A 24,295-nucleotide genomic window follows, 5' to 3' on the forward strand; every position below is an offset into this window, starting at 1 on the left:
GGGTATCAGTGCCACAACGCCCTGTATTACAACTTCGTCTAATACGGGCTACAAGTTAAATCAGTCCCATTATCCTATACAAAAGAGTTTTCAAGGAGTTATACATGGAATTATTAAGGCAATTACATATTCAAGATACCAATGCAGGGGCTTTTAGTGGCCAAGGCTGGCACAGCAATGTTCATGCAGATACCTTTGCCTCTTTCTGTCCAACGAACAATGAAAAACTTGCTGAAGTAGCGTCTTGCACTATGGATGATTATGAACAGGTTATGACTCGTGCACAAAGTGCTGCTCAAGCCTGGAGAATGGTTCCTGCACCAAAGCGTGGGGAAATCATTAGACAAATCGGTCAAGCTCTACGTGAGAAAAAAGATTTACTTGGAAGCTTAGTTTCTTTAGAAATGGGTAAATCCAAGCAAGAAGGTGATGGCGAAGTTCAGGAAATGATTGATATTGCTGATTTTGCAGTTGGCCAATCACGTATGCTTTATGGTAATTCCATGCATTCTGAGCGTCCAAATCATAGAATGTATGAACAATGGCATCCATATGGGATCGTTGGTGTTATTTCTGCCTTTAATTTTCCGGTAGCTGTTTGGGCTTGGAATGCCTTTTTATCAGCAATCTGCGGAAATGTGACGTTATGGAAACCTTCTGAAAAGACTCCGCTTTGTGCGATCGCGGTTCAACATCTATGTAATGAAGTTTTAAAAGCAAATAACTGCCCAGAAATTTTTAGTTTAATTATTCCTCAAGGCCATGCAGTAATCGATGCAATGGTTAATGACAAACGTATTCCACTGATTTCTTTTACTGGTTCAACTGCGGTAGGGAAACTAGTTGCTGCAAAAGTTGCAGCACGATTAGGTAAGACTATTTTAGAGTTAGGTGGTAATAATGCCATCATTCTCGATGAATCAGCTGATTTACATTTAGCAGTTCCCGCGATTGTTTTTGGTGCGGTAGGAACAGCAGGCCAACGATGCACTACAACACGGCGTTTATTTGTTCATGAGTCTCAGTACGATTTTATTATCGAGAAATTGCGTTCTGCCTATGAGCAAATAACAATTGGTGATCCTTTAGACACACATAATTTAATGGGGCCTTTGATTGATAAGCACGCAGTAGAGCAATTTAAAAAGACTGTTATCCGTGTTAAAGAAGCTGGAGGCAAGATTGTTTTTGGTGGTGAGACATTGAATCAATCTGGTTCTTTTGTACAGCCAACGTTAGTCTGTAATGTAAAAAATGATTGGGATATCGTGCAAGAAGAGACTTTTGCACCTATCTTATATGTGATGTCGTATCGTTCTTTAGATGAAGTGATTGAGATGCATAATAATGTTCCTCAAGGCTTGTCTTCCGCGATGTTCACGCAAAACTTAAAGCATGCAGAGCGTTTTTTAAGTGCTTGGGGTAGTGATTGTGGAATTGCGAACATCAATATTGGTACTTCAGGAGCTGAAATTGGGGGGGCCTTTGGAGGTGAAAAAGATACGGGTGGTGGACGTGAATCGGGCTCCGATTCTTGGAAGGCATATATGCGTCGCCAAACCAACACCATTAACTGGGGTAATGAGTTGCCATTAGCTCAGGGTATTAAATTTAATCTAAGTTAGGAACTTTTTATATTTCTACTAGCTTGACCAACATGGCTTGATTTTCTGTGCTCCGATGCTCACATACTTATGTGTGCTGTACTTCGGTGCTCGACAATCAAGCAATTTTGCCTCAAGGGAGCGAAATGTAAACAGTTCCTATAATTGGTCCTGCAGCCGCAGGACCTTGAGTGCGGATGATATTCATTAATTAATGAGGGAAAAATAATGCAGGAACCATTTTTCATAAAAAAAGTCGCGGTTCTCGGTGCAGGGGTTATGGGCGCACAGATTGCTGCACATTGCGTCAATGCTGGAATAGAAACTCTACTCTATGATTTGCCTTCTAAAGATGCTAATGCCAATGCATTAATCGATAAGGCAATTGCCAATTTAACCAAGTTAAAACCAGCACCTCTTGCCACAGCACAAACAGCTGCGTTGTTACAAGCTCGAAATTACGAGCAAAATTTAGCTGAGCTGGCTGAGTGTGATTTAATTATTGAAGCAATTGCAGAACGTTTGGATTGGAAAGAAGACTTATACAAACGTATTTCACCTCATTTAACGAGTCGCTCCATTTTAGTTAGTAATACTTCTGGACTTAGTATTAATGCTCTGTGCGCCGTCTTACCTGAAGCACACCGTAAAAATTTCTGTGGCGTTCACTTTTTTAACCCACCACGTTATATGCATCTTGCAGAGCTTATTCCTGCCCATACAACTGATGCAAAATTAGTGGATCATTTAGAAGCTTGGTTAACCAGTTATTTAGGCAAAGGTGTGGTTCGCGCTAAAGATACTCCTAATTTTATTGCAAACCGCGTGGGTGTGTTTTCTCTGTTAACCACCTTGCATCATGCTTCTGTCATGAATATGGGATTAGATGAAGTTGATGCTTTGACTGGGCCTTTATTAGGCCGACCAAAATCTGCAACCTTCCGCACTATGGATGTAGTTGGTTTAGACACCATGGAACATGTTGTTCGCACCATGCAAGAACAATTAAAAGAGGACCCTTGGCATCATAGTTTTAAATTACCTGAGTGGTTAGCCGGACTAATCAAAGAAGGGCATTTAGGACAAAAATCAGGCCAGGGTATTTATCGCAAAAATGGTAAAGTCATTGAAGTATATGACATTCAATCAGCAAGCTATCGTCCATCAAAAGCAGAGGTAAGCGATGAGCTGAAAGCAATCATGGGGAATGCTGATCCTGTTGCACGCATGCACGGCCTGATGACCTCTAACAATAAACAAGCTAAGTTTTTAGCTGCTTGTTTTAGAGATCTATTCCACTATTGTGCTTATCATCTCGAGACGATTGCTGATAACGTAAGAGACGTGGACCTGGCAATTCGTTGGGGCTTTGGTTGGATGCAAGGGCCATTTGAAACTTGGCAATTATCTGATTTAGCTAAAACAATACAGTTTATTAGTGAAGCAATTAAAGAAAAAGCAACCTTAAGTACAGCTCAATTACCTGGATGGCTTTTTGAAATAGATGCATTTTATAAACAAGAGGGTGCTTATTCACCACAGAAAAATAATTATCAACCACGCAGTGAATTGCCTGTTTATCAGCGTCAGTTTTTCCCTGATCGCGTAATTAAAGAATCCGCACATCCTATGCCTGTTCTTTATGAAAATGAAGGGGTACGTTTATGGCATTTACAAGATGATGTTGCTGTTCTTAGTTTCAAGAGTAAAGCGAATACTTTAGGACAAGCTGTTCTGGATGGTTTGGAAGCATCCTTGGATGTTGCAGAAAAGCAATGCCGTGGACTTATTATTTATCAACAGGATGCTGCAAACTTTAGTTCTGGAGCTGACTTACGGCATGTCATGAAATTAATCCAAGATAATAAGATGCAGGCGCTTGATGACATGATTGCCCAATTTCAAGCAGGAGCAATGCGTTTAAAATACAGTTCTATTCCAACGATTGCTGCACTAAGAGGTCGTGCTTTAGGTGGTGGTTGTGAGTTTATGATGCATTGTGATGCCGTCGTTGCTGCTTTTGAATCATACCCCGGTTTAGTTGAAGTTGGAGTCGGGGTAATTCCAGCTGGTGGCGGATGTAAAGAAATGGCGATGCGGGCTGCAAGTATTCCTCATGCTGATTTAATGACCGTCATTCAAAGTTACTTCCAACAAATTGCTATGGCACAAGTAGCTGGTTCTGCTGCTGAGGCAAAACAAATGGGCTATTTACGTAGTACTGATACCTTTGTAATGCATGCGGATGAAGTGCTTTATGCGGCACTACGCAAAATTAAATTAATGCATGCGGAAAATTACCTCCCACCGTTACCAAGGCAATTTAAAGTGGCAGGAATAGAGGGATTAGCTAGATTGCAAACAGGCTTAGTGAATTGGCTAGAAGGTGGATTTATTTCACAACATGATTATTTCTTATCTACTGAATTAGCAAAAGTACTTTGTGGTGGCAATCTCAATCAAGGTGCATTGGTTGATGAAGCTTGGATGTTGAAATTAGAACGCGATGCATTCGTTACTTTAGCATCAACGCCAGCAACCCAGGCTCGTATCAGTCATTTATTAGAGACTGGCAAACCATTACGTAATTAAATGCAACTTATCTTCTCTCTCGGCCTAGTCGAGAGAGAATGAAGCATAAGGAAGATTAACAGATGACTAATGTATACATAGTTGATGTATTAAGAACTCCAGTAGGAAAAGCTCCTCGTGGTGTATTTAAGCATACGCTACCTGATGATTTATTGGCGCATACAATACGAACCTTAATGAGCCGCCATCAAGGTATTGATTGGGAAGAAATTGGTGATGTTGTTATTGGTTGTGCGATGCCAGAAGCAGAACAAGGTATGAACGTGGCACGTATCGCTTCTCTCCTCGCAGGCATGCCGCAATCTGTCCCTGCAATGACAATCAACCGTTTCTGCTCTTCAGGAGTACAAAGTATTGCAACTGCTGCCGCATCGATTCGCAGTGGTGAGATGCAATTAGCTCTTGCAGGTGGTGTTGAAAGTATGTCTATGGTGCCTTTAGGTGGTAATAAATACACAGCAAATCCATCGTTTTTTGATAATGAACATGTTGCTATTGCTTATGGAATGGGGATAACTGCGGAAAATGTGGCGAAGCAGTGGGAAATTACCCGTGAACAGCAAGATGAGTTTGCTGCTGAAAGCCATAAAAAGGCAATTGCTGCTCAATTGCGAGGTGATTTCAAAGCAGAAATTACACCAGTAGAAATTACCATAAGACAGCCGAATTTGGCAGACTCAACAACAAATGTTAAGAAAAAATTGATCACTGATGATGAGGGGCCAAGAGCAGATACATCTTATGATGTCATCTCTAAATTAAGACCTGTGTTCGCCTTGAAGGGAACAGTTACTGCTGGTAATAGCTCACAAACCAGTGATGGAGCAGGTATTGCTTTGTTGGCTAGTGAAGAAGCGGTTCGTAAATATAATTTAAAACCAATGGGACGCTTATTAAGTTTCGCTGTAGAAGGGGTTCCACCTGAAATTATGGGAATTGGACCTATAAAAGCCATTCCGGTTGCTTTAAAACGCGCTGGATTAACTTTAGATCAAATCGATTGGATTGAATTAAACGAGGCTTTTGCGGCTCAGGCTTTAGCAGTTATTAAGGATCTGGGTTTACCGCGCGATAAAGTAAATCCTTTAGGTGGAGCTATTGCATTAGGGCATCCTTTAGGAGCAACCGGCGCAATTCGAACCGCAACCTTATTACATGGTTTACAACGAACCAAAGGTAAATACGGTATGGTGACAATGTGTATTGGTACTGGTATGGGAGCCGCCGCAATATTTGAGGCCTTATAAATCTACCATTAAATAGCATCAGCCGTCACGGTATGGTGGGTGTGAGGTGAAATCCGGGAGCAGGCTTGAGTCCGCTCCCGTTAGGTTTACTGTTGCATACCTAATCCTGGCTTTTATGCACCTAATAAATTAATTACCTCCCTCGAATCCCTTTGTTTTTTATTGGGCCTATTACCAAGTGCGTATACAGGGCATTATTTGATAATCGTTATAATTCTCTTTCATTTGTCGATACCCTGACAATAGAACAATCTGAGTTTTTGTAATCGATTTAGGGTGACGATTGAAAATGCTGCTCGAGCATTTGCAAATGCCTATTTTGAAGAAGATAGTCTGGACAATGCACAAAAATTCTTAAAAAACTTTTACCGAATGCTCCTAGTACAACCTTTTTTTGTTTCAGATTTTGACGCAGATAATTCTAGTTTTAAGCCGTCTATATGATAATGGGCCTGATGGCCCATTGCATATTAGCAAACAAATTAATTCTTATCGCGGAATATAATGCGAGCTTTTGATAAGTCGTAGGGAGTTAATTCCACTTTAACTTTATCGCCGGTTAAAATTCTAATGTAGTTTTTGCGCATGCGACCAGAAATGTGAGCAGTGACAATATGCCCATTTTCTAATTCAACACGAAACATGGTATTGGGCAGGGTATCTATAACTGTGCCAGCCATTTCTATATGATCTTCTTTTGCCATAGGTCTCTCAAATGATTACCAAATCGGTTAATTAATGTTTTCAATATGAAAACATGACTCTCCCGCAAGTATACTGCTAAAATGAAGATAATGGCAATTATGCGATGCTGAAATTTATACTATAGGTATAAATTGTAAATTAATTGTACTGATGTGCGTTATCCTGCGATCTAAAACCTCACGAAGTATGATGTTTTAATTTATCCAAGTTGTATTTTTTTAACCTAATGTTTGGGCTACTATTATTTCCTTTATTAAAGGGGTCTGTTATTTTATGACTCTTCCATGGAATGGAAATAGCCTATACTTTTATAAACAACTGGAGCATCAAGTGAACCGTATTTTGCTATTTATTCTAATCAGTATTGTTGGTGTTGCTAATGCCGGGCAATTTGGGCCTAAAGTAAAACCTACTTGTCCTGTGCCTGGAAAATCCATGAACGTTGATAATTTTCGAATAATTCCTACTGGTGCCACTTCGGTAATTGAAGATGAAAAAGGTCGGGAATGGAATGTATACATTTACGGTAAAAACATCACGATAAACAAAGAGATTATTAAAGAGGTAATTTCTAACCCTATAAATGAAATGCCCAGACAGGCAAAAGAAGTATTCGGTGCTTGGTTGTGTGTTTATGATGGTAAAGCTAATGATGTAACATTTGAAGGTAGTTCAAGTTACATAACGCCATAAGTATGTAGTCAACGGTATCTTATACACCTCGCTTAGGACATAGGCTGCTCTACACTTTGATGTTTCGTGATTTTTTGCCAATCCCAGAGACACTGCCATTAAGTTAAAAAAATTTATACAGTTGCTTGCAACCAGGTTTTCCTTAGCGTAATAACTTTCGCAATCGAGCATTAAAAAGGAGCTTGCCATATTCCCTGCATGCTCGGATATTCCAATGTATCATTTAATAGGCGCATAAAATCAGTACGACTAATAACTTCCGCCCCCAAGCTAAGTAAATGAGGGGAGGGAAGCTGGCAATCAATAAAATCAAACCTCCATTGATTCATTGTTTGGCATAAATAATAAAAAGCAATTTTTGAAGCATCTGTGACCTTATGAAACATAGATTCACCAAAAAAAGCACGACCCAGACTAATTCCATATAATCCGCCAACTAATTCATCGTCAAGCCATACTTCAAACGAATGAGCATAACCCATTGCATGTATTTGGGTGTAGGCCTCGATCATGTCGTTAACAATCCAGGTATTATCCATTCGCTCTGAACTGGTGGCACAGGAACGTATCACCTCTGGAAATGCAGTATCCACAGTGATTCTAAATGGTTTTTTTAGTGATTTTTGTAAACTATGAGACACTTTAAATGCCGAAGGGCGTACAATAAGTCTTGGATTCGGTGACCACCAAAGAACGGGAGAGCCAGGCCCATACCAAGGAAAAACACCTTGCGAATAGGCTTGTAATATACGTTTGGGGTTTAAGTCACCACCGATAAGTAATAGCCCTTGTTTATCACTGGTTTCAGGATCTGGAAATACAAAATCCTCGTTAAGGTCTATTAACATTTGTACAGTTTCTCCATGAAGCTCACAAAAATCGAGATTTGGAAGTATATTGAATATATTCTACAATTACTATAAATAAGCACGGGGGAAATCAATTGCACTTGGATTATCTTTACAGTTTAGGAAACATTTTAATTCTTCTTAGCCTGAGCTGCAGAAAAGTTCTTTTGATCCGTATTATCTTTGCTTTATCAGACGGATCGTTTCTATTGTATGGAATATTAGCTCACATTCCACCAATGGCTTATTGGGCAATTGCTTCGTTACTTATTAATTTCGTGCAAATTGGTTTTTTGATACGCGATATGATGCCTAAATATTTAAGTGATGAATTACAATCGATTAAAAAAATATTTTTCGACAGCATGCAAACCAGTGACTTCTTACGCTTGATTAAATTAAGCCATCGAGGCACGGCCTGTAATGAAATTGTGCTAGAAAAGAATAAACCAGTGAAGGCCTTAATGCTCATAACCAATGGTCAAGTTTACATTGATCTTCCTGATTCAATTCTAGAGCTGGGGCATTATCATTTTATTGGGGAAATGAGTTATTTTAGTGATGGCAACGCAAGCACTACAATTCATGCACGTGAACCGGTCGAATATATTTATTGGAATTACAGCGACTTGCGACGGTTACAAATTAAAACGCCCCCATTATTCATGAAAATGATCGAAGCTATGGGGAAAGACATTATGTTGAAAATGTTGAACCGCAATAAAGAAACGCCCAGAGCAACGCCAGCCAATTAACAAATAAAATCAAGTGCCTTTTTTAAAGAGGCTCAGAGTTCAGTACCTCATTCCCCTGAAGGGCTTTCTCACGATGAGTCATTATTTGAAATCGAGCCGGAAGCTAAAGGAATGATATATGAGCATATGAGCAATAAACGCTCTAGAACTCGAAATTAGAGGCGGTTAACACCAATGGTGTAGCTTTATTTTGAAATCATTAATACTTTGCGAATTCCCTTCGTTTGATCGCGGGAATTCGCTTGTGATTTTTCTCCCTCTAGAAGGGGAGAAGGACTTTTTTACTTATTCGAACTCTAAATCCAAATACTGCTCTGCATCAAGTGCTGCCATACAGCCAAACCCCGCAGAAGTAATTGCTTGGCGATAAACGTGATCAGCGACATCACCACAAGCAAAGACTCCGTGCACTGAAGTACTGGTTGCCATACCATCAAGCCCTGATTTAATAGTGATGTAACCATCTTTCATATTAAGTTGCTCTTTGAATAACTCAGTATTTGGTGTATGACCGATAGCTATGAACACACCATCAACATCGAGTTGCTCTGTAGAATCATCACGAACATGACGGATTTTTGCACCAGTAACTTTTTTCCCATCGCCAATTACTTCATCTAAGGCGCTGTTCCAAATGATTCTGATATTACCATTTCGCGCTTTTTCAAATAATTTGTCTTGAAGAATTTTTTCTGCTCGCAAACTGTCACGTCGGTGAATCAGGGTGACATGAGATGCTAGATTAGACAAATACAAAGCCTCTTCAACTGCGGTATTTCCACCACCGATAACACAAACAGCTTTGTTACGGAAAAAGAATCCATCACACGTTGCGCAGGCAGAAACTCCACGACCTTGATATGCTGATTCGGATTCTAGACCTAAGTAGCGAGCAGATGCTCCAGTTGCAATGATTAATGCATCACAGGTGTAGGTTTCGCTATCGCCACGTAAGGTAAACGGTCTCTTAGATAAATCAGTGCTGACGATATGATCATAAATAATTTTTGTATCAAAACGCTCAGCATGTTTTTGCATGCGCTCCATTAATGCAGGGCCTTGTAGACCTTCAATATCTCCAGGCCAGTTGTCTACTTCCGTAGTGGTGGTCAATTGTCCACCTGGTTGCATGCCGGTAATTAATACTGGATTTAGGTTTGCTCTTGCGGCGTAGACAGCAGCAGTGTAACCTGCAGGTCCTGAACCCAAGATGATTAAGCGGTGGTGATTACTATCGCTCATCGACTCTGCCTTCCTTAATATTTTGTGTTAAGATGGCGAACATTATGACATAAACAAACCTTTGAATATACCTATGGCAAAACAACAATCGGGAAGAAAGGCTGGCTCCCTAAAAAAAACCATGCCAAGTTTTATCATTAAACGTCTTAGCGAGGGCAGTTTTATATTGTCTTTAACTGGGGCCTTATTTGTTCTTTTATCGTTAATGACCTATCAATTCACTGATCCAGGCTGGTCGCATGTATCACGTGCTGGAAAAGCAGTTGCTAATTCTGGTGGACAAGTAGGTGCGTATATTGCCGATGCGCTTTATTTTATTTTTGGTTATTTCGCTTATTTATTACCTGTTGTTTTTGTTTATGTTGCTTGGGCAATCCTGCAAGATCTACGTGCATTAAAAGTACTTGATCTTCGTGTTTTATCGTTGCGCCTAGGTGGATTCTTGATGATGGTCATTGGTGGCAGCGGTATATTAAGTTTTCAAGCGCATTGGAATCGTTTGGATGCCATGCATGGTCCAGGAGGGCTTATTGGCCAAGCCGTGGGTAAAGCATGGTTTCACATGCTGAATTTACATGGTGCAGTACTTGTTTTATTAGCCATGCTTTTGGTAGGAACTACCTGGCTTACTGGAATATCATGGTTGCAGGCCGTGGAGCTAATTGGTTTTTACACTTTATCTCTGATCAATAGGGCTTATGTTGCGGCGAGAAATGCGATTAGTGCAAGCCGTTCATGGATTGCCGGGTATCAAGCGCGCCGACCAGCTACAGAAGATAGGCCAGCACAAGAAAAAGCAGTGCCTAAGTTATTTAATTCCAAACCTGAGCCAGAACAGGAAAAAACACCTCCTGTATTAATGGCTAATGTAGAGAAACCCATTGCTCCAAAACCTGAGCCGGTTAGAGCCGAGCCAGTTCGAGCGGAGGTAGTAAAATCTGCTCCAGTGGTTGTTGCTGCTGCTGCTCCTCCTCCACGTGAATTAAAAGAAATTCGTGCCCCTAAACTTCATAATCCAGGCACTTTACCAGGCTTAGACTTGCTAGATAGAGGAGAGCCCGGAAAACCAATGGGAGGTTATACCCATCAGGAATTAGAACACGTTTCTCGAGAGGTTGAGCAACATCTATTGGATTTTGGTGTGCAAGCAGATGTTGTTGCTGTACATCCAGGCCCTGTTGTTACTCGTTTTGAATTGCAATTGGCTGCTGGCGTTAAAGTTAGTAAGTTAACGGCCTTATCTAAAGACTTGGCGCGTTCTTTATCAGTAATTTCAGTACGCGTAGTTGAAGTTATTCCAGGTAAAACAGTTGTTGGTTTGGAGTTACCGAATCAGTCGCGAGAAATGGTTCGCTTGTCGGATGTCTTGTCTGCTGAGGTGTACCACCAGGCACACTCACCAATTACCTTAGCCTTAGGAGTTGATATTGCAGGACATCCTGTGGTTGTTGATTTGGCTAAAATGCCACACTTATTGGTTGCTGGAACAACTGGTTCGGGTAAGTCAGTAGGGATTAACGCGATGATTTTGAGTATCCTATTCAAGGCTACTCCAGAACAAGTTCGTTTAATCATGGTGGATCCAAAAATGTTGGAATTGTCTGTTTATGATGGTATTCCTCATTTATTAGCTCCAGTAGTAACCGACATGAAAGAGGCTGCAAGCGCCTTACGTTGGTGTGTTGAAGAAATGGAGCGGCGTTACCGACTAATGGCTTCACTTGGGGTCAGAAACCTTGCTGGTTTTAATACGAAAGTTTCTGAAGCGATTGCTAGTGGTGAACCATTAACGAATCCATTATGGAAGCCAGTAGATTCAATGGATGAAACTGCGCCCTTGTTAGAAACTTTACCTCATATCGTTATTGTTATTGATGAGCTTGCTGACATGATGATGGTTGTGGGTAAAAAGGTTGAGCAATTAATTGCTCGTATTGCCCAAAAAGCACGTGCTGCGGGAATCCACATGATTTTAGCAACACAGCGTCCGTCGGTGGATGTTTTGACTGGATTGATTAAATCAAACATTCCAACACGAATGTCATTCCAGGTTTCTTCAAAAATAGATTCTCGTACTATACTGGATCAGCAGGGCGCTGAACAATTATTAGGACATGGAGATATGTTGTATTTAGCTCCAGGAAGCGGTGCTCCATTACGTGTTCATGGTGCGTTTGTTGATGATAAAGAAGTTCATCGTATTGCTGATGATTGGCGTGCTCGTGGTGAACCTGATTACATTGAAGACATCACTCGAATTGGTGTTGATGGTGATGAAGGTAGCGGTTTGGATGGAGAGAGCCAAGCTGAAGATGATGATCCACTTTATGACCAAGCCGTAGAGTTTGTCATTCAAACACGTAAAGCCAGTATTTCTGCAGTACAACGACGATTGAAAATTGGTTACAACCGTGCTGCACGTATGGTTGAAGAAATGGAACGTACAGGAATTGTTGGCCCCTTAGACGGTGGCTATCGTGATGTCTTAGTGAACTCAGTAACAGAGGATTGATCATGAAAAAAATACTGCTTGCAGTTCTTATGAGTTTTTCTGCCGGTGCATTTTGTGAAGCGGCTGATCAGGTATTACAAACTAAATTAAATGCGATTCGTTCAATGACCGCGAGTTTTAAGCAGGTTGTTAAGGCGAAAGAGCGTGTGGTTTCTCGTTCTTCTGGGACTATGGCCTTGCAAAGACCAGGACGTTTCCGCTGGCAAACAAAAGAGCCTATGGAACAATTGATGATCGCTGATGGTCAACGTATCTGGATTTATGATACGGATCTTGAGCAGGTTACGGTGAAAAAACAAGAAAAAGGCTTAGGTGGGACGGCTGCTTTATTTTTAAGCGGCTATGATGATACGGTAACTCGAGATTTTACCGTAGTTCAGAGTGGTTCTGGGGATAATTCTGTTTTTGATCTGAAATCCAAATCATCCAAAGCAAATTTCCAACGTATGAAGCTAGTATTTCATAAAAATATGTTAGCTGAACTAGTATTGTATGATCAGCTAGGACAAGTGACTACAGTAAAGTTGACCCAACCGAAGTTAAATCCTCAATTGGCTGCTTCATTGTTTCAATTTAAGGCGCCAAAAGGGGTTGATGTGGTACAACAATGACAGAGTCAAGGAAACAACCCTCCCTACCATTGGCTGAATTATTGCGGCCGAAACATATTGATGACGTAATCGGTCAGCAGCATTTGTTGGGAGAGGGAAAACCCTTACGACTTAGCTTCATGGGTGGCAAGCTCCACTCAATGATTTTATGGGGGCCTCCTGGGGTTGGTAAAACAACCTTAGCCCGAATCACAGCGGAGGCATTTGATTGTGAGTGGATCGCACTTTCAGCTGTTTTCTCCGGAGTTAAAGACATTAGGGCCGCAATGGAACAAGCCCAAGAGAATTTAACTCAAGGCAAACATACCATCCTGTTTATTGATGAAATCCATCGTTTTAATAAATCCCAACAAGATGCATTACTTCCTTATACTGAATCGGGTTTAGTAACGTTTATAGGGGCAACAACAGAAAATCCTTCCTTTGAAGTCAACTCTGCTTTGTTGTCACGGGCACAAGTTTATGTATTGAAGTCATTAACTAATGAAGAATTAAAACAATTATTTGAAAAAGCACACCAGGCAGTTCTTGCTGAAATTCCATTCGATGAAGCAGCAATAGCAATTATTATTGACTATGTTGATGGGGACGCCAGAAGATTACTGAATTGTATGGAACAGTTACAGACTGCATGTCGCGCAGCGAAAGTAACTGAGGTGACTAAAGATTTTGTGATTAACTCCTTAGCTCAGCATATGCGACGATTTGATAAAGGCGGCGAGAATTTCTACGATCAAATTTCTGCCTTACATAAATCAGTTCGTGGTTCCAATCCCGATGCAGCTCTTTACTGGCTTTGCCGCATGCTTGATGGGGGAGTTGATCCCTTATATCTGTCCCGACGCATTATTAGAATGGCATGGGAAGATATTGGCTTAGCCGATCCCCGGGCTATGCAAATTGTTAATGATGCCGCAGAAACCTACGAGCGATTAGGTTCTCCAGAAGGAGAATTAGCCTTAGGTCAAGCCGTAATTTACTTGGCAATAGCTGCTAAAAGTAATGCGGGTTACAACGCGTTTAACGAAGCCATGGCTTTTGTAAAAAAAGACAAGTCGCGAGAGGTTCCTATCCACTTACGAAATGCCCCCACACGTCTAATGAAACAATTAGGATATGGCCATGAATATCGATATGCCCATAATGAGCCTCATGCCTATGCTGCAGGAGAGCGTTATTTACCTGAAGGCATGAGAGAGCCTAATTGGTATCAACCTGTACTGCGAGGTTTAGAACTCAAGATTGCAGAAAAAATGGCATTTTTAAGAAAACTTGATTCAGAATATAAATCTAAGTAGTTCCTTAGTTTTACTGCGCTTTAGCTGACACAGCTTTGTATGATGCCCATCGAAAAAAACCTTTATAAAGGAGAAGGGTTTTTGGGCGCAAGGGATTCACCACCGTCTGATACCACGGGCTCTTTCCTAAACATGCTCAGTTTTTGCAGGGGGCTGTTTCCACGCCGTTCATTATTTTGCCCATTAAACTCGATTGGGACGTTAGGCAACGAGGGGGTATTTTGATTTGCTAACTCCGGAGAGTTTAACTCTTTTGAGGAGCTCTCCTCAGACTCTAAAACTTCTTTTCCTTCCAATTCACTTAGCTGCTTTTGATACCTTTGCAGGAGTTTTTGAAGGGAGTTAATGTTATCAGATAGCTTTTGCTTAAGTTCTGTTTCATTCGATGGGTTTGATGTGTCTTTGGAGGCAGAAAAAAGCTCTGCTAATTCTCTTGATTCATGAGATTCAACTATAGGTCGCTTATTTTCCTCTTTATCCTTTAATGCACTTTGTAATAAATCAATTTTCAATGTTAGTAATTTAACTTTTTCTTTTAACGAGTCATTTTTATATTCAATTTGCGACAATAAAAGGTGATTTTGATTTAAACTATCAATTAGAACTTCTCTTCTTTCTTCTAGCTCTTTGGTTAATTGCTCATGAGGATCATGAAAGAATACCTTGTTTAAAAGTAGACTTGCTGAAATGAATAAGAGAGTTACACCAATTATTGCTAGACTAATTGGGGATAAGGATGCTGCCAATACAGAAGATGTCTGCAGAAAACTCAATTGCGTGAGTCCCCCACCAAGCAAAGAGGATAACCACGTAAAAAGCCCAGTAAATGCGGTAGTTACAAAGGTTAAAACAGCAGCAAATTCTTTTAATCTTGTTTGTATGGGCGAGGTTGCATTTATCAGCTCTTTCAATTGAGGTAATTTTAACAATCGCAACATCTGATCAAACAGCTGCCCTAGAGCAATAAAAGGTATTGCTATATAACTAGCTAAATTTTTTAAAGCCTGAAGGAAGTAATGTTCTTTTTCTGTGTTTTTAATGTTATCAATAGGTTCTTTTTTAATATTAACAGAGGAGGTATTTGGAGGTTCTATATCTGAAGAAATACCTAAGCTTTCCGCAGATTGACGAAGAGATTCCAGCTCTCTTTCTAATACATCGTGTTGCGCATATTGGAGCTCAATTTCTTTTGCAAGGCTTTTAATTTGGCTTTCATGTGCATCTCTGGTCTCAATCGCTTCCATTAGTTTTTGGGACTTATTAAGATAACTGTATATGCTATGCCCAGCCAGTACTACTCCCCCTATCAGCATCGCTGATCCAACGGCTATCCAACCAGCTGGTGTCATAGCGAAGCCTAAAAAGGAGCTAACGGACAAGGCAAGGGTTATTACTGCACCGTATTTAGTAAAATGGTCTAAAAAAGTATTAAAGCCAGTAAAGAAACCAGCAAGGTATTTTTGTTTACTGTAAAGGGGGTCCTGTGGAAGAACTGACAAAAAGTGGGATTTCAAGATTTAGCCCAACAATCCGTGCAATTTTATTGCAAATAATTAAAAATGAACGCGTTACTTAAGTAACTTTCCAAAAATGCTGCTTTAAATGTTTTTCCAGTTCCTCAACCATTGTTGCAATATTAATATCACCATTACTTTTTTTAAAACTGTACTTTCCGGTAAAGGCAATATGCGCCCAAGCAATAGGTGATATTCTAATAAATTCATCAATAATGTTTTGGCTAACTCCTTCTTTAAGCATTTTTTCATAAATAGTATTCAAAATAATACCGTTGTAGGCAATGATACAGTTTGCAACAAGTCTTACTGCATGTGCACTGACTCGATTATTAACAATTTTCTTTCCCTTAAAGACCCCACGATAAACTTTCCTAATGAGACCTTGCAATTGGTGATAAGCCTCTGTTCGATTTCTTGCTGCACGTATGGCCTTCCTAAGCGCCATGTTATCTATTAAATTTAATACATGCGTAGTTTTTAATATTTTATTGTACTCAAAAAGTGCTTTTTTTAATCTTCCATACCGAGCAGAAGAGTTTATTTTTTTAACGATGATGCTCTGAGTATTTTCCTGCAAAAGTAAGGAGAGTAAAACCCGTAATATCCCTCTTTCCTCAGATTTAATCAGACCTTTATTAATAACCCCACTAGGACGAATAATTCCAGTGTAGTGATCAACTGATTTAACTGAAAACAAATCATTTGTCGCTTCTTTAACATTTTTTATACTTGGAACATATTCAATATCTATTGAATCCAGTATAACAAAATTGAGTTGATTTAAAGAGTGGTTGTCTCCAGTCACCATGTCAATATCAATGTCTGTCTTATTGCCAAAGATTACATCATAGAGACAGTGTCCTTCATACTCGTTAGGTCCAATATTCTTGGCATTCACAGCAACAAAATTTGCAATTAATGTATACACAGAAAGCCCAGGTTCCTTACCAAGAAATTTTTTTGAATATCTTGACTGAATTGTACTTTCACTAGTTGGAAGCTTTTGCCCGTCTGCATCAGCTAATAATTGTAAATCCATTAAATTCCATTGTTTAAAAATAGGCAATGAATGGAGTAAATTGCTTGCTATATCATTCGCAGGGCATAAAGTATCCACACGAATGAAATCTTCATGAGTTGATCGCAAAAGATTATGGCTAAGATCTGACATATCAGCCATTTTTTCCTCACCAATACCAAAGGCATCGGACAGTACGCACGCATTAACAACCAAAGGAACAGGCTTTCTTTTTTTATGATAACGGGTTTTCATGTGGGTAAATGCACGCCACATATCAACGTGATTACCAATATGCATAGTAATATCAGGGATTTCTACTTGTGTGAGGGTCTTAAAAAAAGCATCATCTAGCTTATCCAGGCTATCGTAGCCTAGACTCCACTCTTGCTCACCAGATTTAGTTTCTTTTATCAGAAATCCAGGATTTTCGCCAAGACTAATGCGTTTTGTTGCCCTATCCCACGTGTTATCTAGGACGTTAAGCACTTCATCTAAGTGCTCACTGCAATAGATTGGAATATTTGGATAACCAAATTCATGGGCTATTTTTTCTACATCATCCACTAACGCATCATCAATTAAATCATGGTCTATGTCACAATAAGAGACACTTTCATTGCAACAGAGCAGTCCTTTATCTAAACGACGATACATTTTTTGATAGACAAAAAATTCAAATAAATGGGGATCTACATGCTCATCAGTTGGATTTGCTTTCAAGTAAGGAATCATTGTTTTAGAGATGGCGTCCTCCAAATCCTTTGGCAGCTTAAATGATGATGGACTTTTATCAGCACCATAGTGTTTTTTGAGTAAATCGATAAGCCTCATAATATCGCTGTCTTTTTTATAAAATACGAGCGGTACTGCTAACATAATAGGCCGGAGATACAATGCAATTTGCCTTGATGATTCCAGAAAAAATGCCCATTTGGCTGCTTTTTTATCAAATACACTGCCTTCCAAAAATTGTGCAAGAGCAGGGAACTGTTCCACTGGTAAAATATTATAAGCTTGGTGGTTTAGCTCATCATGGGTTAAATTATGCTTACGATTTGGAAACCATTTTAGAAATCGAGCCAATTTTGGTAAGTCAACAACCAAACCTGAACTATGCTCAGCCATTGCCTTTTCAGCATATATTTTACCCTCATTCATTATACCTCTGGTGTGATATATAAAGCTGGTAATTAAGTGATCCATAATTTGTTGATAACGATGATATACAAAACACAAAGCTTGAAGCCATTGTTGTGGCTTACTTAAACGTCTGAGCCTAGAAGCCGCGTACTGTTCCGCTAAATCAGCATAATAGCGAATAGAGTTCTTGGATATTTTGAGTCTTGGGAGGAAGCTTTTTGCAAAATCATATAATTCGGCAAGTCTCAAGGCCTTATCTACCTCAGCCTTGATAGCCTTATATTTAAAATTCTTCTGATCCAACCGGATTACATTCAATGGAGTTATCCCATCCTCTTTATTGATTAAAACCGACAGTTGTTCTTTTTTTGATTCTGGAATAACTGAAATAAGTGCATCAAGTCGAGCATCTTCTATTGAATATGCATTGGTAAACATATCCTGTATGGTGCGATACGAAGGTAAAACAATCTGTTGATTACTAAAGTAGTTTAATAATTGTCGTAGAGCATCATGTCCTTTTGGGTACAGCTTGATCAGCTCACTTAAATGAAGCTGAATTTTGGGCTCATACGGTGGCTGCCAATCTTTAAAGCCAAACAACAAGAGAATATCAGTTTTTTGTTTTTGATAAGTTTTAAAATCGATTTGACCTGTAAGTCCTAGTAGGTGTTCCCCGAAATATTTTCCTAAAATAAATTGTGAGTCATTATCTTGGCCTAAATTAAATTTATAAAACTGTTGCTTGGCCTTAAAATACCCAAGCAATCGAATAAAATAAATCTGTGCCTTCGTAGTGCGATATTTTTTGACGATGAGCATTTCCTCATCCGTTATTGAAAAATACAACTCTCGTTCAGCTTTATTAAATTCAGGGATAGCATAAATGGCTTCAATTTCTTGATCAGATAACAGGTTTATTCGATTAGGGCTATACATTAATTACTTGGATACCTATTATTGAAAACGTTCGTTTTTGAGTAGATTAAACTACGTTAGGGTAGATCCCCGTTTTTATTGGATTCTGTTATTCTCAATAACCATTCTTGATATTGCTTTCTTACTGCATTATACTTGATATGAGTTTTGAGAAAAGAGGACAACGAGTAAATGCCAACAATTAGTGCATTTTATGGAATACTGATTCAAATGTTTTGGGGTGATCATGCGCCACCTCACTTTCATGCCTTATATGCAGAATATGAAGTGCTCATTGATATACATACACTTGAAGTAATTAGGGGCTCTATGCCTCGTCGAGCATTGGCTTTAGTATTGGAATGGGCATTTGCACACCGCGCAGAGTTACTTGAGGATTGGACATTATGCGAACAAAATCAGTCACCAAAGAAAATATCGCCCCTGGAATAGTATGCACTGCTCCTTGGCGTTTAACAAAAGTAAAACCACTACAAAATTATGAAATTGAAGTCGAATTCAATGATGGCACACATGGTTTTGTTGAAATGATTACATTAATAATGAGTGAGCGAGCGGGCATTTTTGCTGCACTTAAAGATAGAGACGTCTTTAATCAAGCCCATCTTGAATATGGGGTATTAACTTGGCCTGGAGAAATTGACTTAGCACCAGATGCGATGCACGATGCAATCAAACAAAAGGGTCGCTGGGTTTTATCATAGAGGATTTGTTATGTTGGTTGGTTATGCGCGTGTTTCAACAATTGATCAAAATCTGGAACTTCAACTTTCTGCATTGAAGGAAGTGGGCTGTGAGAAGCTATATCAAGATCACATATCAGGAACCAAAGCAAATCGCCCAGGTCTCGATCTAGCTCTTGAAGTATTGAGAAAAAATGACACTTTGGTTGTTTGGAAATTAGATCGATTAGGACGAACTGTTAAAGGATTGATTGACTTAGTTAATCATTTGCATCAGAAAGAAATCCACTTTAAAAGCATTACCGATAATGTCGATACGTCCACACCAGCAGGCCGTTTCTTTTTTCATGTTATGGCAAGCCTTGCACAAATGGAACGTGAATTAATGGCCGAACGAACTAAAGCGGGCTTAGCTGCTGCGAAAGCAAAAGGTAGAGTTGGTGGTCGTAAACGAAAAATGACTCAAAGCAAAATTGAGTCGGCTAAACAATTACTGTCTTCTGGCTCGTTACCTCGGGATGTTGCACAAAATCTTGGGATATCTATACCAACTTTGTATCGATGGATACCTGCTTCTAACCAGGGATAGGAAACAAAGCTCCGTATAGTTACTATAATAATAGAATAATTCTTACAAAACAAAACCAGAGAAAGACCATGCCTGAACCTATTGCCTATATATATAGACAAGCTCGCGACTCCAAGGGGAAGATTAATGCTGATGCTTTGGGTAGTCTGATACCTAAAGACACGGTGGAAGAAACAATGGAAGGTGATCGCATTCTTTATATTCATCAGCCACCCTCTACTGAAACTCAACCAGGAGTTTTAATACTCATGGATGGCGAACAAGAAATGCGGCCAGGGGATTCTGTTAAATCTACCCCTGCAATTTTAGATGAGTTGTGTAAAAAGAAACAAATATCTCCACAAGTCACTGTATATATTCCTGCACCGGAGGATAGGATAGGTGAGTACGCTTGTAATAAAGAATTCGCTGATTTTTTAAGTAATAAACTTGTCCCTCTGCTTCAAGAACCTCCATTTGGATGTAGTAAACGCCGAGAACAAACAACAATAGGTGGCACCAGCTTTGGTGGGCTTGCAGCAACACATGCTGCACTTACAAATCCTGAAACATTTGGTAATGTTCTTTCTCAATCAGGTGCTTTCTGGTGGAATAAAGATTGGAAAGGATTTGATAAATTTGAGGAGTGGGGAAAGGCAGCCAAAACATCAATACTTGAAACAACTAAACAAGCAACGGCGATGGCGTGGTTGAGTAAAATACCTCATAAAGATGGCTTGCCAATAAAATTTTATCTAAGTGGTGGTGAAATTGAGGAAGGTAAAACTCCTAGTTTAAATGGTGAATCATTCCCTGGAGCAATTACATTAAACAAGGGGTTGAGTTTACAGTTAGCCGAACGTGGACATATTGTAAAAACAGAAATTAAAAGAGGAGACCATAATTACGACTCTTGGCAAGCTGATAAACCAACGGCGTTGCGAACGTTGCTCCCTAAACCAACACCACAGTTAATATCCGAGAAAGAAAAAACAAACCAATATAGAGATCATGTTAGAGAAATGAGGCGACCTGAGCCAGGATATATGGCACCTACAGAGTCATCTAAGGCAAAAGAAAGAGAAAAATTTAGTCCTTTGCACACAACACCAAAACCATGGAAATAATACATATCAATGGCTATTATTTTTATTTCCTAGCGCTTTAATTAAAACCGAATTAATTGTTGGGGTTTTCCTGAAATCCCACTTTTTGTCAGTTCTTCCACAGGACCCCTAAAGCATTTTCACTGCTTGCTCAGTATTACGTTTTTCATACCAAGACGTTACTTTTTTTAGTAGGGCCGTGACTCGTTCGATCATTTTAATCCAATCATAATGAATCCCAATAATTATGATTATAGATTATGCTCATTGATCATTAATTGATTTATTTGTTTTTTTGTGTCTAATTTTATTAAATAGTGATTTCTCTCGCGGGACGACAGTGCTTCATACTGGATTTAAATAATCGAGTTGAAAATACCTGTCAATGATGCAGTAATATTAGGAGTCCTCTCTAGCACTCATCCAAACCATCACATTTTTTAATATAAAATAAACGATAAAAGCTTAAATCCTATTTATTTTTCTGTGCTTTGTTCAATTAATAATCACAGAACATTTAAAAATAATTCTATGATTTTAAAAGCATTTTGCTTTCTATTTAAAATTTGTTACAGTCTTTAGATTCGTATAATCATAATGTCCAGTATGCATTATTCAAATTACCAAACTTGTGCAGTAAGGCCTCAGATGCCTATATCTGAATGGGATATTTTGTCGAGCCTTCCGACTGCTTTAGTTATTATTAATTCTCAAGGCCGGATTGTTTGGTTGAATCCTCCTGCGGAGGCAATGCTGGGTTATGGTTTATTTGGATCTTTATGGTTGGATGTTTTATTACGTGCTTTTGCTCCACGCGCAGATGATGGGCATGAGGTTTCTTTGGTTGATGGGCGGCGTGTGCATGCTGCTCTTGCTACTTTAGATAGTTTACCTGGCATTTTAATTAGCTTGACTGATGTAACCACAACGCGTGATTATGAGAAAGCAAAAGAAAATGATAAGCGTTTGGTTTCTATTGGTACGATGACCGCGCAATTAGCGCATCAGATCAGAACGCCTTTAGCTTCTGCGATGTTATTTACTGATCATTTGCATAGTCTCACTGGTATTGATGAGCGAACACAAAATTGGCTTCAAAGATTGAAGGAGTGTCATAGTAGCATCGAACAGCAGATTCAGGATTTGTTGTTATTTGCTCGGGGAACTACTATAGAGCCTACACGGATGGATATGAGTTATTGGTGTTCACAGTTAATCCAGAGGGCGCAACCTTATGTTACATCACATTCGGTATTGTTTGAGGTAAATAACCAATTAATTTCCCAAGAAGGGATGATTCATGGAGAATCGTTAATTGGAGCCGTTTTAAACTTAATAATTAACGCAATACAATCTGGGGCAACAGAGGTTTACTTAACTCTTGCATCAATGGATAATTTAGGTATTCATATATCAGTTGAAGACAATGGTAAAGGAATGTCTGAGGAAGTGAAAAGTCATGCTTTTTCACCTTTTTATACGACAAAGGCCCAAGGAACTGGTTTAGGTTTAGCTGTAGTTTTTGCAGTCGTAAAGGCTCATGGAGGAACCGTGAGTTTAGAATCTATGGAAGGGGTAGGTACGCAGGTTAATTTGTATTTGCCATAATCTTAAAATTCAGTTTTTAAGATGATGCGTAAGCCTTAAGATAAAATCAGAAGTTGTTTACATTTTTTCTGTAGAACGAGTTGAAATGTAAGGGACTTTAGCTTGGAAAAAGGGATTTTTATTATGAGTCATGTTCTAATTGTTGAAGATGATCCAGTCTTAAGAGAAGCCTTAGCTGAAACAATGACCATTGCAGGGCATACCTACATTACCGCTAAGGATGGTAAAGAGGCTCTTGTGCTACTTGAATTGCATAATCCAGCAGTTGTGCTGACTGACATACGTATGGATGGTCTGGACGGCAATCAATTACTGAATGAAATTCAACGAAAACGCCCTGGCTTGCCAGTTATTTTGATGACGGCTTATGGCTCAGTCCAAGATGCTGTTGATGCGATGCGTAGGGGGGCTGTCGACTATTTACAAAAGCCTTTTAGCGCTCAAGTTCTCATTGAAAAAATTAATCAGTTCATTAAGGTTGGACCGGATGAAGACGATAGTGGCGAGCCTATTGCCCAAGATCCAAAAAGCCAAGCTTTATTATCTATGGCATTAAAAGTTGCCCAATCTGACGTAGGAGTCATGATTAGCGGGGAAAGTGGAACGGGAAAGGAAGTACTAGCTCATTTTATCCACGATCATTCCACGCGTAAGAAAAAACCGTTTATTGCTATAAACTGCGCGGCAATTCCTGAGCAAATGCTAGAGGCTACTTTATTTGGCTATGAGAAAGGCTCATTTACAGGGGCCTATAAATCAACCCCAGGTAAATTTGAGCAGGCTCAAGGCGGGACTTTGCTTCTTGATGAAGTAAGTGAAATGCCTTTAAGCCTGCAGGCCAAATTATTGCGGGTTCTGCAAGAAAAGGAAGTGGAACGCATTGGCTCGAATAAAACGATTAGTTTGGATGTGCGAATTCTTGCGACAACCAATAGACAATTAAAGGATGAAGTTCAAGCGGGTCGTTTTCGAGAGGACTTGTTTTATCGCCTAAATGTATTTCCATTACAGTGGCATCCTTTAAGAGAGCGGAAAAATGACATTATTCCTCTTGCTAATTACTTAATTCGTAAGCACTGCAACCATAAACAACCAATTGTGCCTGTAATTAGTCCTACAGCACAAAAATCTATGCTTGCATATGCTTGGCCTGGAAATACACGTGAATTAGATAATGTCATTCAACGCGCTTTAGTATTACAAACACAAGGTATTATTGAAGTAGAGCATTTACAACTTACATCAATCGAAATTCAAGAAATCGAGGTTGTGGCAGCGAGCAGTAAAAATTTGCAAGTGCATGAATTTGAACTAATTGTTAAAACTTTAATGGAAAATAATGGGAACCGACAAAAAGTTGCCTCATTATTAGGAGTTAGTGAGAGAACTTTACGTTATAAGCTAGCAAAAATGCGTGAAGAAGGGTATGTTGTATAGCATTCATGTTAGTATGTTAGTGAAAATTAGGTTTGCGTTCAAAGTATGTTAAACCTGATTTTTCAGTGAACTAAGCTGAATAGTTACCATGTTTTTAGGCGGAGCTAAACAGAGAGCGTTTTAGGGACTAAATGCGTTCGAGGTTTAAGTTTTATAGATATAATAAGTA

The 24,295-nt window shown here is 39.4% G+C and carries 19 protein-coding genes; 14 read left to right on the top strand and 5 right to left on the bottom strand.

The window, feature by feature from the left end:
- Window positions 1–104: 104 nt before the first annotated feature.
- The 3 genes from amaB (at window position 105) to J2N86_RS07290 (ending at window position 5,443) form a co-directional block, all read left to right on the top strand.
- Window positions 105–1,625 (top strand): L-piperidine-6-carboxylate dehydrogenase, encoded by a 1,521-nt coding sequence (amaB, locus tag J2N86_RS07280; protein WP_252578668.1) that lies wholly within the window; start codon window positions 105–107, stop codon window positions 1,623–1,625.
- Between the two features lie 207 nt (window positions 1,626–1,832).
- Window positions 1,833–4,196, top strand: coding sequence for a 3-hydroxyacyl-CoA dehydrogenase/enoyl-CoA hydratase family protein (locus J2N86_RS07285; RefSeq protein WP_252578669.1), 2,364 nt, complete (start codon window positions 1,833–1,835; stop codon window positions 4,194–4,196).
- 62 nt (window positions 4,197–4,258) lie between these two features.
- On the top strand, window positions 4,259–5,443 hold the full coding sequence (locus J2N86_RS07290) for an acetyl-CoA C-acyltransferase (RefSeq protein WP_252578671.1): 1,185 nt from the start codon (window positions 4,259–4,261) through the stop codon (window positions 5,441–5,443).
- Between the two features lie 482 nt (window positions 5,444–5,925).
- Here J2N86_RS07290 and infA read toward each other — a convergent pair whose 3' ends face one another.
- Window positions 5,926–6,147 (bottom strand): translation initiation factor IF-1, encoded by a 222-nt coding sequence (gene infA / locus J2N86_RS07295; RefSeq protein WP_252578672.1) that lies wholly within the window; start codon window positions 6,145–6,147, stop codon window positions 5,926–5,928.
- Between the two features lie 274 nt (window positions 6,148–6,421).
- Between infA and J2N86_RS07300 the strand changes: the two genes are divergently transcribed.
- The gene (locus tag J2N86_RS07300) at window positions 6,422–6,841 is read left to right on the top strand and encodes a hypothetical protein (RefSeq protein WP_252578673.1); all 420 of its coding nucleotides are present in this window, start codon (window positions 6,422–6,424) and stop codon (window positions 6,839–6,841) included.
- Between the two features lie 170 nt (window positions 6,842–7,011).
- Here the strand turns inward: J2N86_RS07300 and aat are convergent, their stop codons facing one another.
- A complete protein-coding gene (gene aat, locus J2N86_RS07305; RefSeq protein WP_252578674.1) occupies window positions 7,012–7,689 on the bottom strand; it encodes a leucyl/phenylalanyl-tRNA--protein transferase in 678 nt (225 codons plus the stop codon).
- A gap of 209 nt (window positions 7,690–7,898) precedes the next feature.
- Here aat and J2N86_RS07310 point away from each other — a divergent pair, with 209 nt between their 5' ends.
- On the top strand, window positions 7,899–8,444 hold the full coding sequence (locus J2N86_RS07310) for a cyclic nucleotide-binding domain-containing protein (protein WP_252578675.1): 546 nt from the start codon (window positions 7,899–7,901) through the stop codon (window positions 8,442–8,444).
- 285 nt (window positions 8,445–8,729) lie between these two features.
- Here the strand turns inward: J2N86_RS07310 and trxB are convergent, their stop codons facing one another.
- Entirely contained in the window at window positions 8,730–9,686 is a 957-nt protein-coding gene (trxB, locus tag J2N86_RS07315) for a thioredoxin-disulfide reductase (protein WP_252578676.1), read from the bottom strand.
- A gap of 73 nt (window positions 9,687–9,759) precedes the next feature.
- Between trxB and J2N86_RS07320 the strand changes: the two genes are divergently transcribed.
- Genes J2N86_RS07320 through J2N86_RS07330 form a run of 3 tightly spaced genes read left to right on the top strand, consistent with a single transcriptional unit; the run spans window position 9,760 to window position 14,107 of the window.
- On the top strand, window positions 9,760–12,198 hold the full coding sequence (locus J2N86_RS07320) for a DNA translocase FtsK (protein WP_252578678.1): 2,439 nt from the start codon (window positions 9,760–9,762) through the stop codon (window positions 12,196–12,198).
- Window positions 12,199–12,200: 2 nt separating this feature from the next.
- Window positions 12,201–12,809 carry an outer membrane lipoprotein chaperone LolA gene (gene lolA, locus J2N86_RS07325; RefSeq protein WP_252578679.1) on the top strand — a complete coding sequence of 203 codons (609 nt, stop codon included), beginning with the start codon at window positions 12,201–12,203 and terminating at the stop codon, window positions 12,807–12,809.
- Complete coding sequence (locus J2N86_RS07330) at window positions 12,806–14,107, top strand: replication-associated recombination protein A (RefSeq protein WP_252578681.1); 1,302 nt, start codon at window positions 12,806–12,808, stop codon at window positions 14,105–14,107. The genes lolA and J2N86_RS07330 overlap by 4 nt, the downstream gene beginning before the upstream one ends.
- 62 nt (window positions 14,108–14,169) lie before the next feature.
- On the opposite strand, the gene J2N86_RS07335 is transcribed toward J2N86_RS07330, so the two are convergent.
- Both J2N86_RS07335 and J2N86_RS07340 read right to left on the bottom strand, forming a co-directional pair.
- Window positions 14,170–15,456, bottom strand: coding sequence for a hypothetical protein (locus tag J2N86_RS07335; RefSeq protein ID WP_252578682.1), 1,287 nt, complete (start codon window positions 15,454–15,456; stop codon window positions 14,170–14,172).
- A 223-nt stretch (window positions 15,457–15,679) separates the two neighbouring features.
- The gene (locus J2N86_RS07340) at window positions 15,680–18,724 is read right to left on the bottom strand and encodes a Tn3 family transposase (RefSeq protein WP_252578683.1); all 3,045 of its coding nucleotides are present in this window, start codon (window positions 18,722–18,724) and stop codon (window positions 15,680–15,682) included.
- A 171-nt stretch (window positions 18,725–18,895) separates the two neighbouring features.
- On the opposite strand from J2N86_RS07340, the gene J2N86_RS07345 reads away from it, so the two are divergent.
- From J2N86_RS07345 to J2N86_RS07370, 6 genes are all read left to right on the top strand, one after another.
- Window positions 18,896–19,156 carry a DUF4160 domain-containing protein gene (locus tag J2N86_RS07345; RefSeq protein WP_252578685.1) on the top strand — a complete coding sequence of 87 codons (261 nt, stop codon included), beginning with the start codon at window positions 18,896–18,898 and terminating at the stop codon, window positions 19,154–19,156.
- Entirely contained in the window at window positions 19,111–19,428 is a 318-nt protein-coding gene (locus tag J2N86_RS07350; RefSeq protein ID WP_252578686.1) for a DUF2442 domain-containing protein, read from the top strand. Before J2N86_RS07345 ends, J2N86_RS07350 begins: the two co-directional genes overlap by 46 nt.
- Window positions 19,429–19,438: 10 nt before the next feature.
- The gene (locus J2N86_RS07355) at window positions 19,439–19,996 is read left to right on the top strand and encodes a recombinase family protein (RefSeq protein WP_252578687.1); all 558 of its coding nucleotides are present in this window, start codon (window positions 19,439–19,441) and stop codon (window positions 19,994–19,996) included.
- 68 nt (window positions 19,997–20,064) lie between these two features.
- Window positions 20,065–21,102 (top strand): alpha/beta hydrolase, encoded by a 1,038-nt coding sequence (locus J2N86_RS07360; protein ID WP_252578688.1) that lies wholly within the window; start codon window positions 20,065–20,067, stop codon window positions 21,100–21,102.
- Between the two features lie 585 nt (window positions 21,103–21,687).
- On the top strand, window positions 21,688–22,689 hold the full coding sequence (locus J2N86_RS07365; protein ID WP_322790900.1) for a sensor histidine kinase: 1,002 nt from the start codon (window positions 21,688–21,690) through the stop codon (window positions 22,687–22,689).
- 123 nt (window positions 22,690–22,812) lie between these two features.
- Complete coding sequence (locus J2N86_RS07370; RefSeq protein ID WP_252578691.1) at window positions 22,813–24,126, top strand: sigma-54-dependent transcriptional regulator; 1,314 nt, start codon at window positions 22,813–22,815, stop codon at window positions 24,124–24,126.
- The last annotated feature ends 169 nt before the right edge of the window (window positions 24,127–24,295 follow it).

The sequence above is a fragment of the Legionella lytica genome (genome assembly GCF_023921225.1).
GTDB classification, from domain to species: Bacteria; Pseudomonadota; Gammaproteobacteria; order Legionellales; family Legionellaceae; genus Legionella; species Legionella lytica.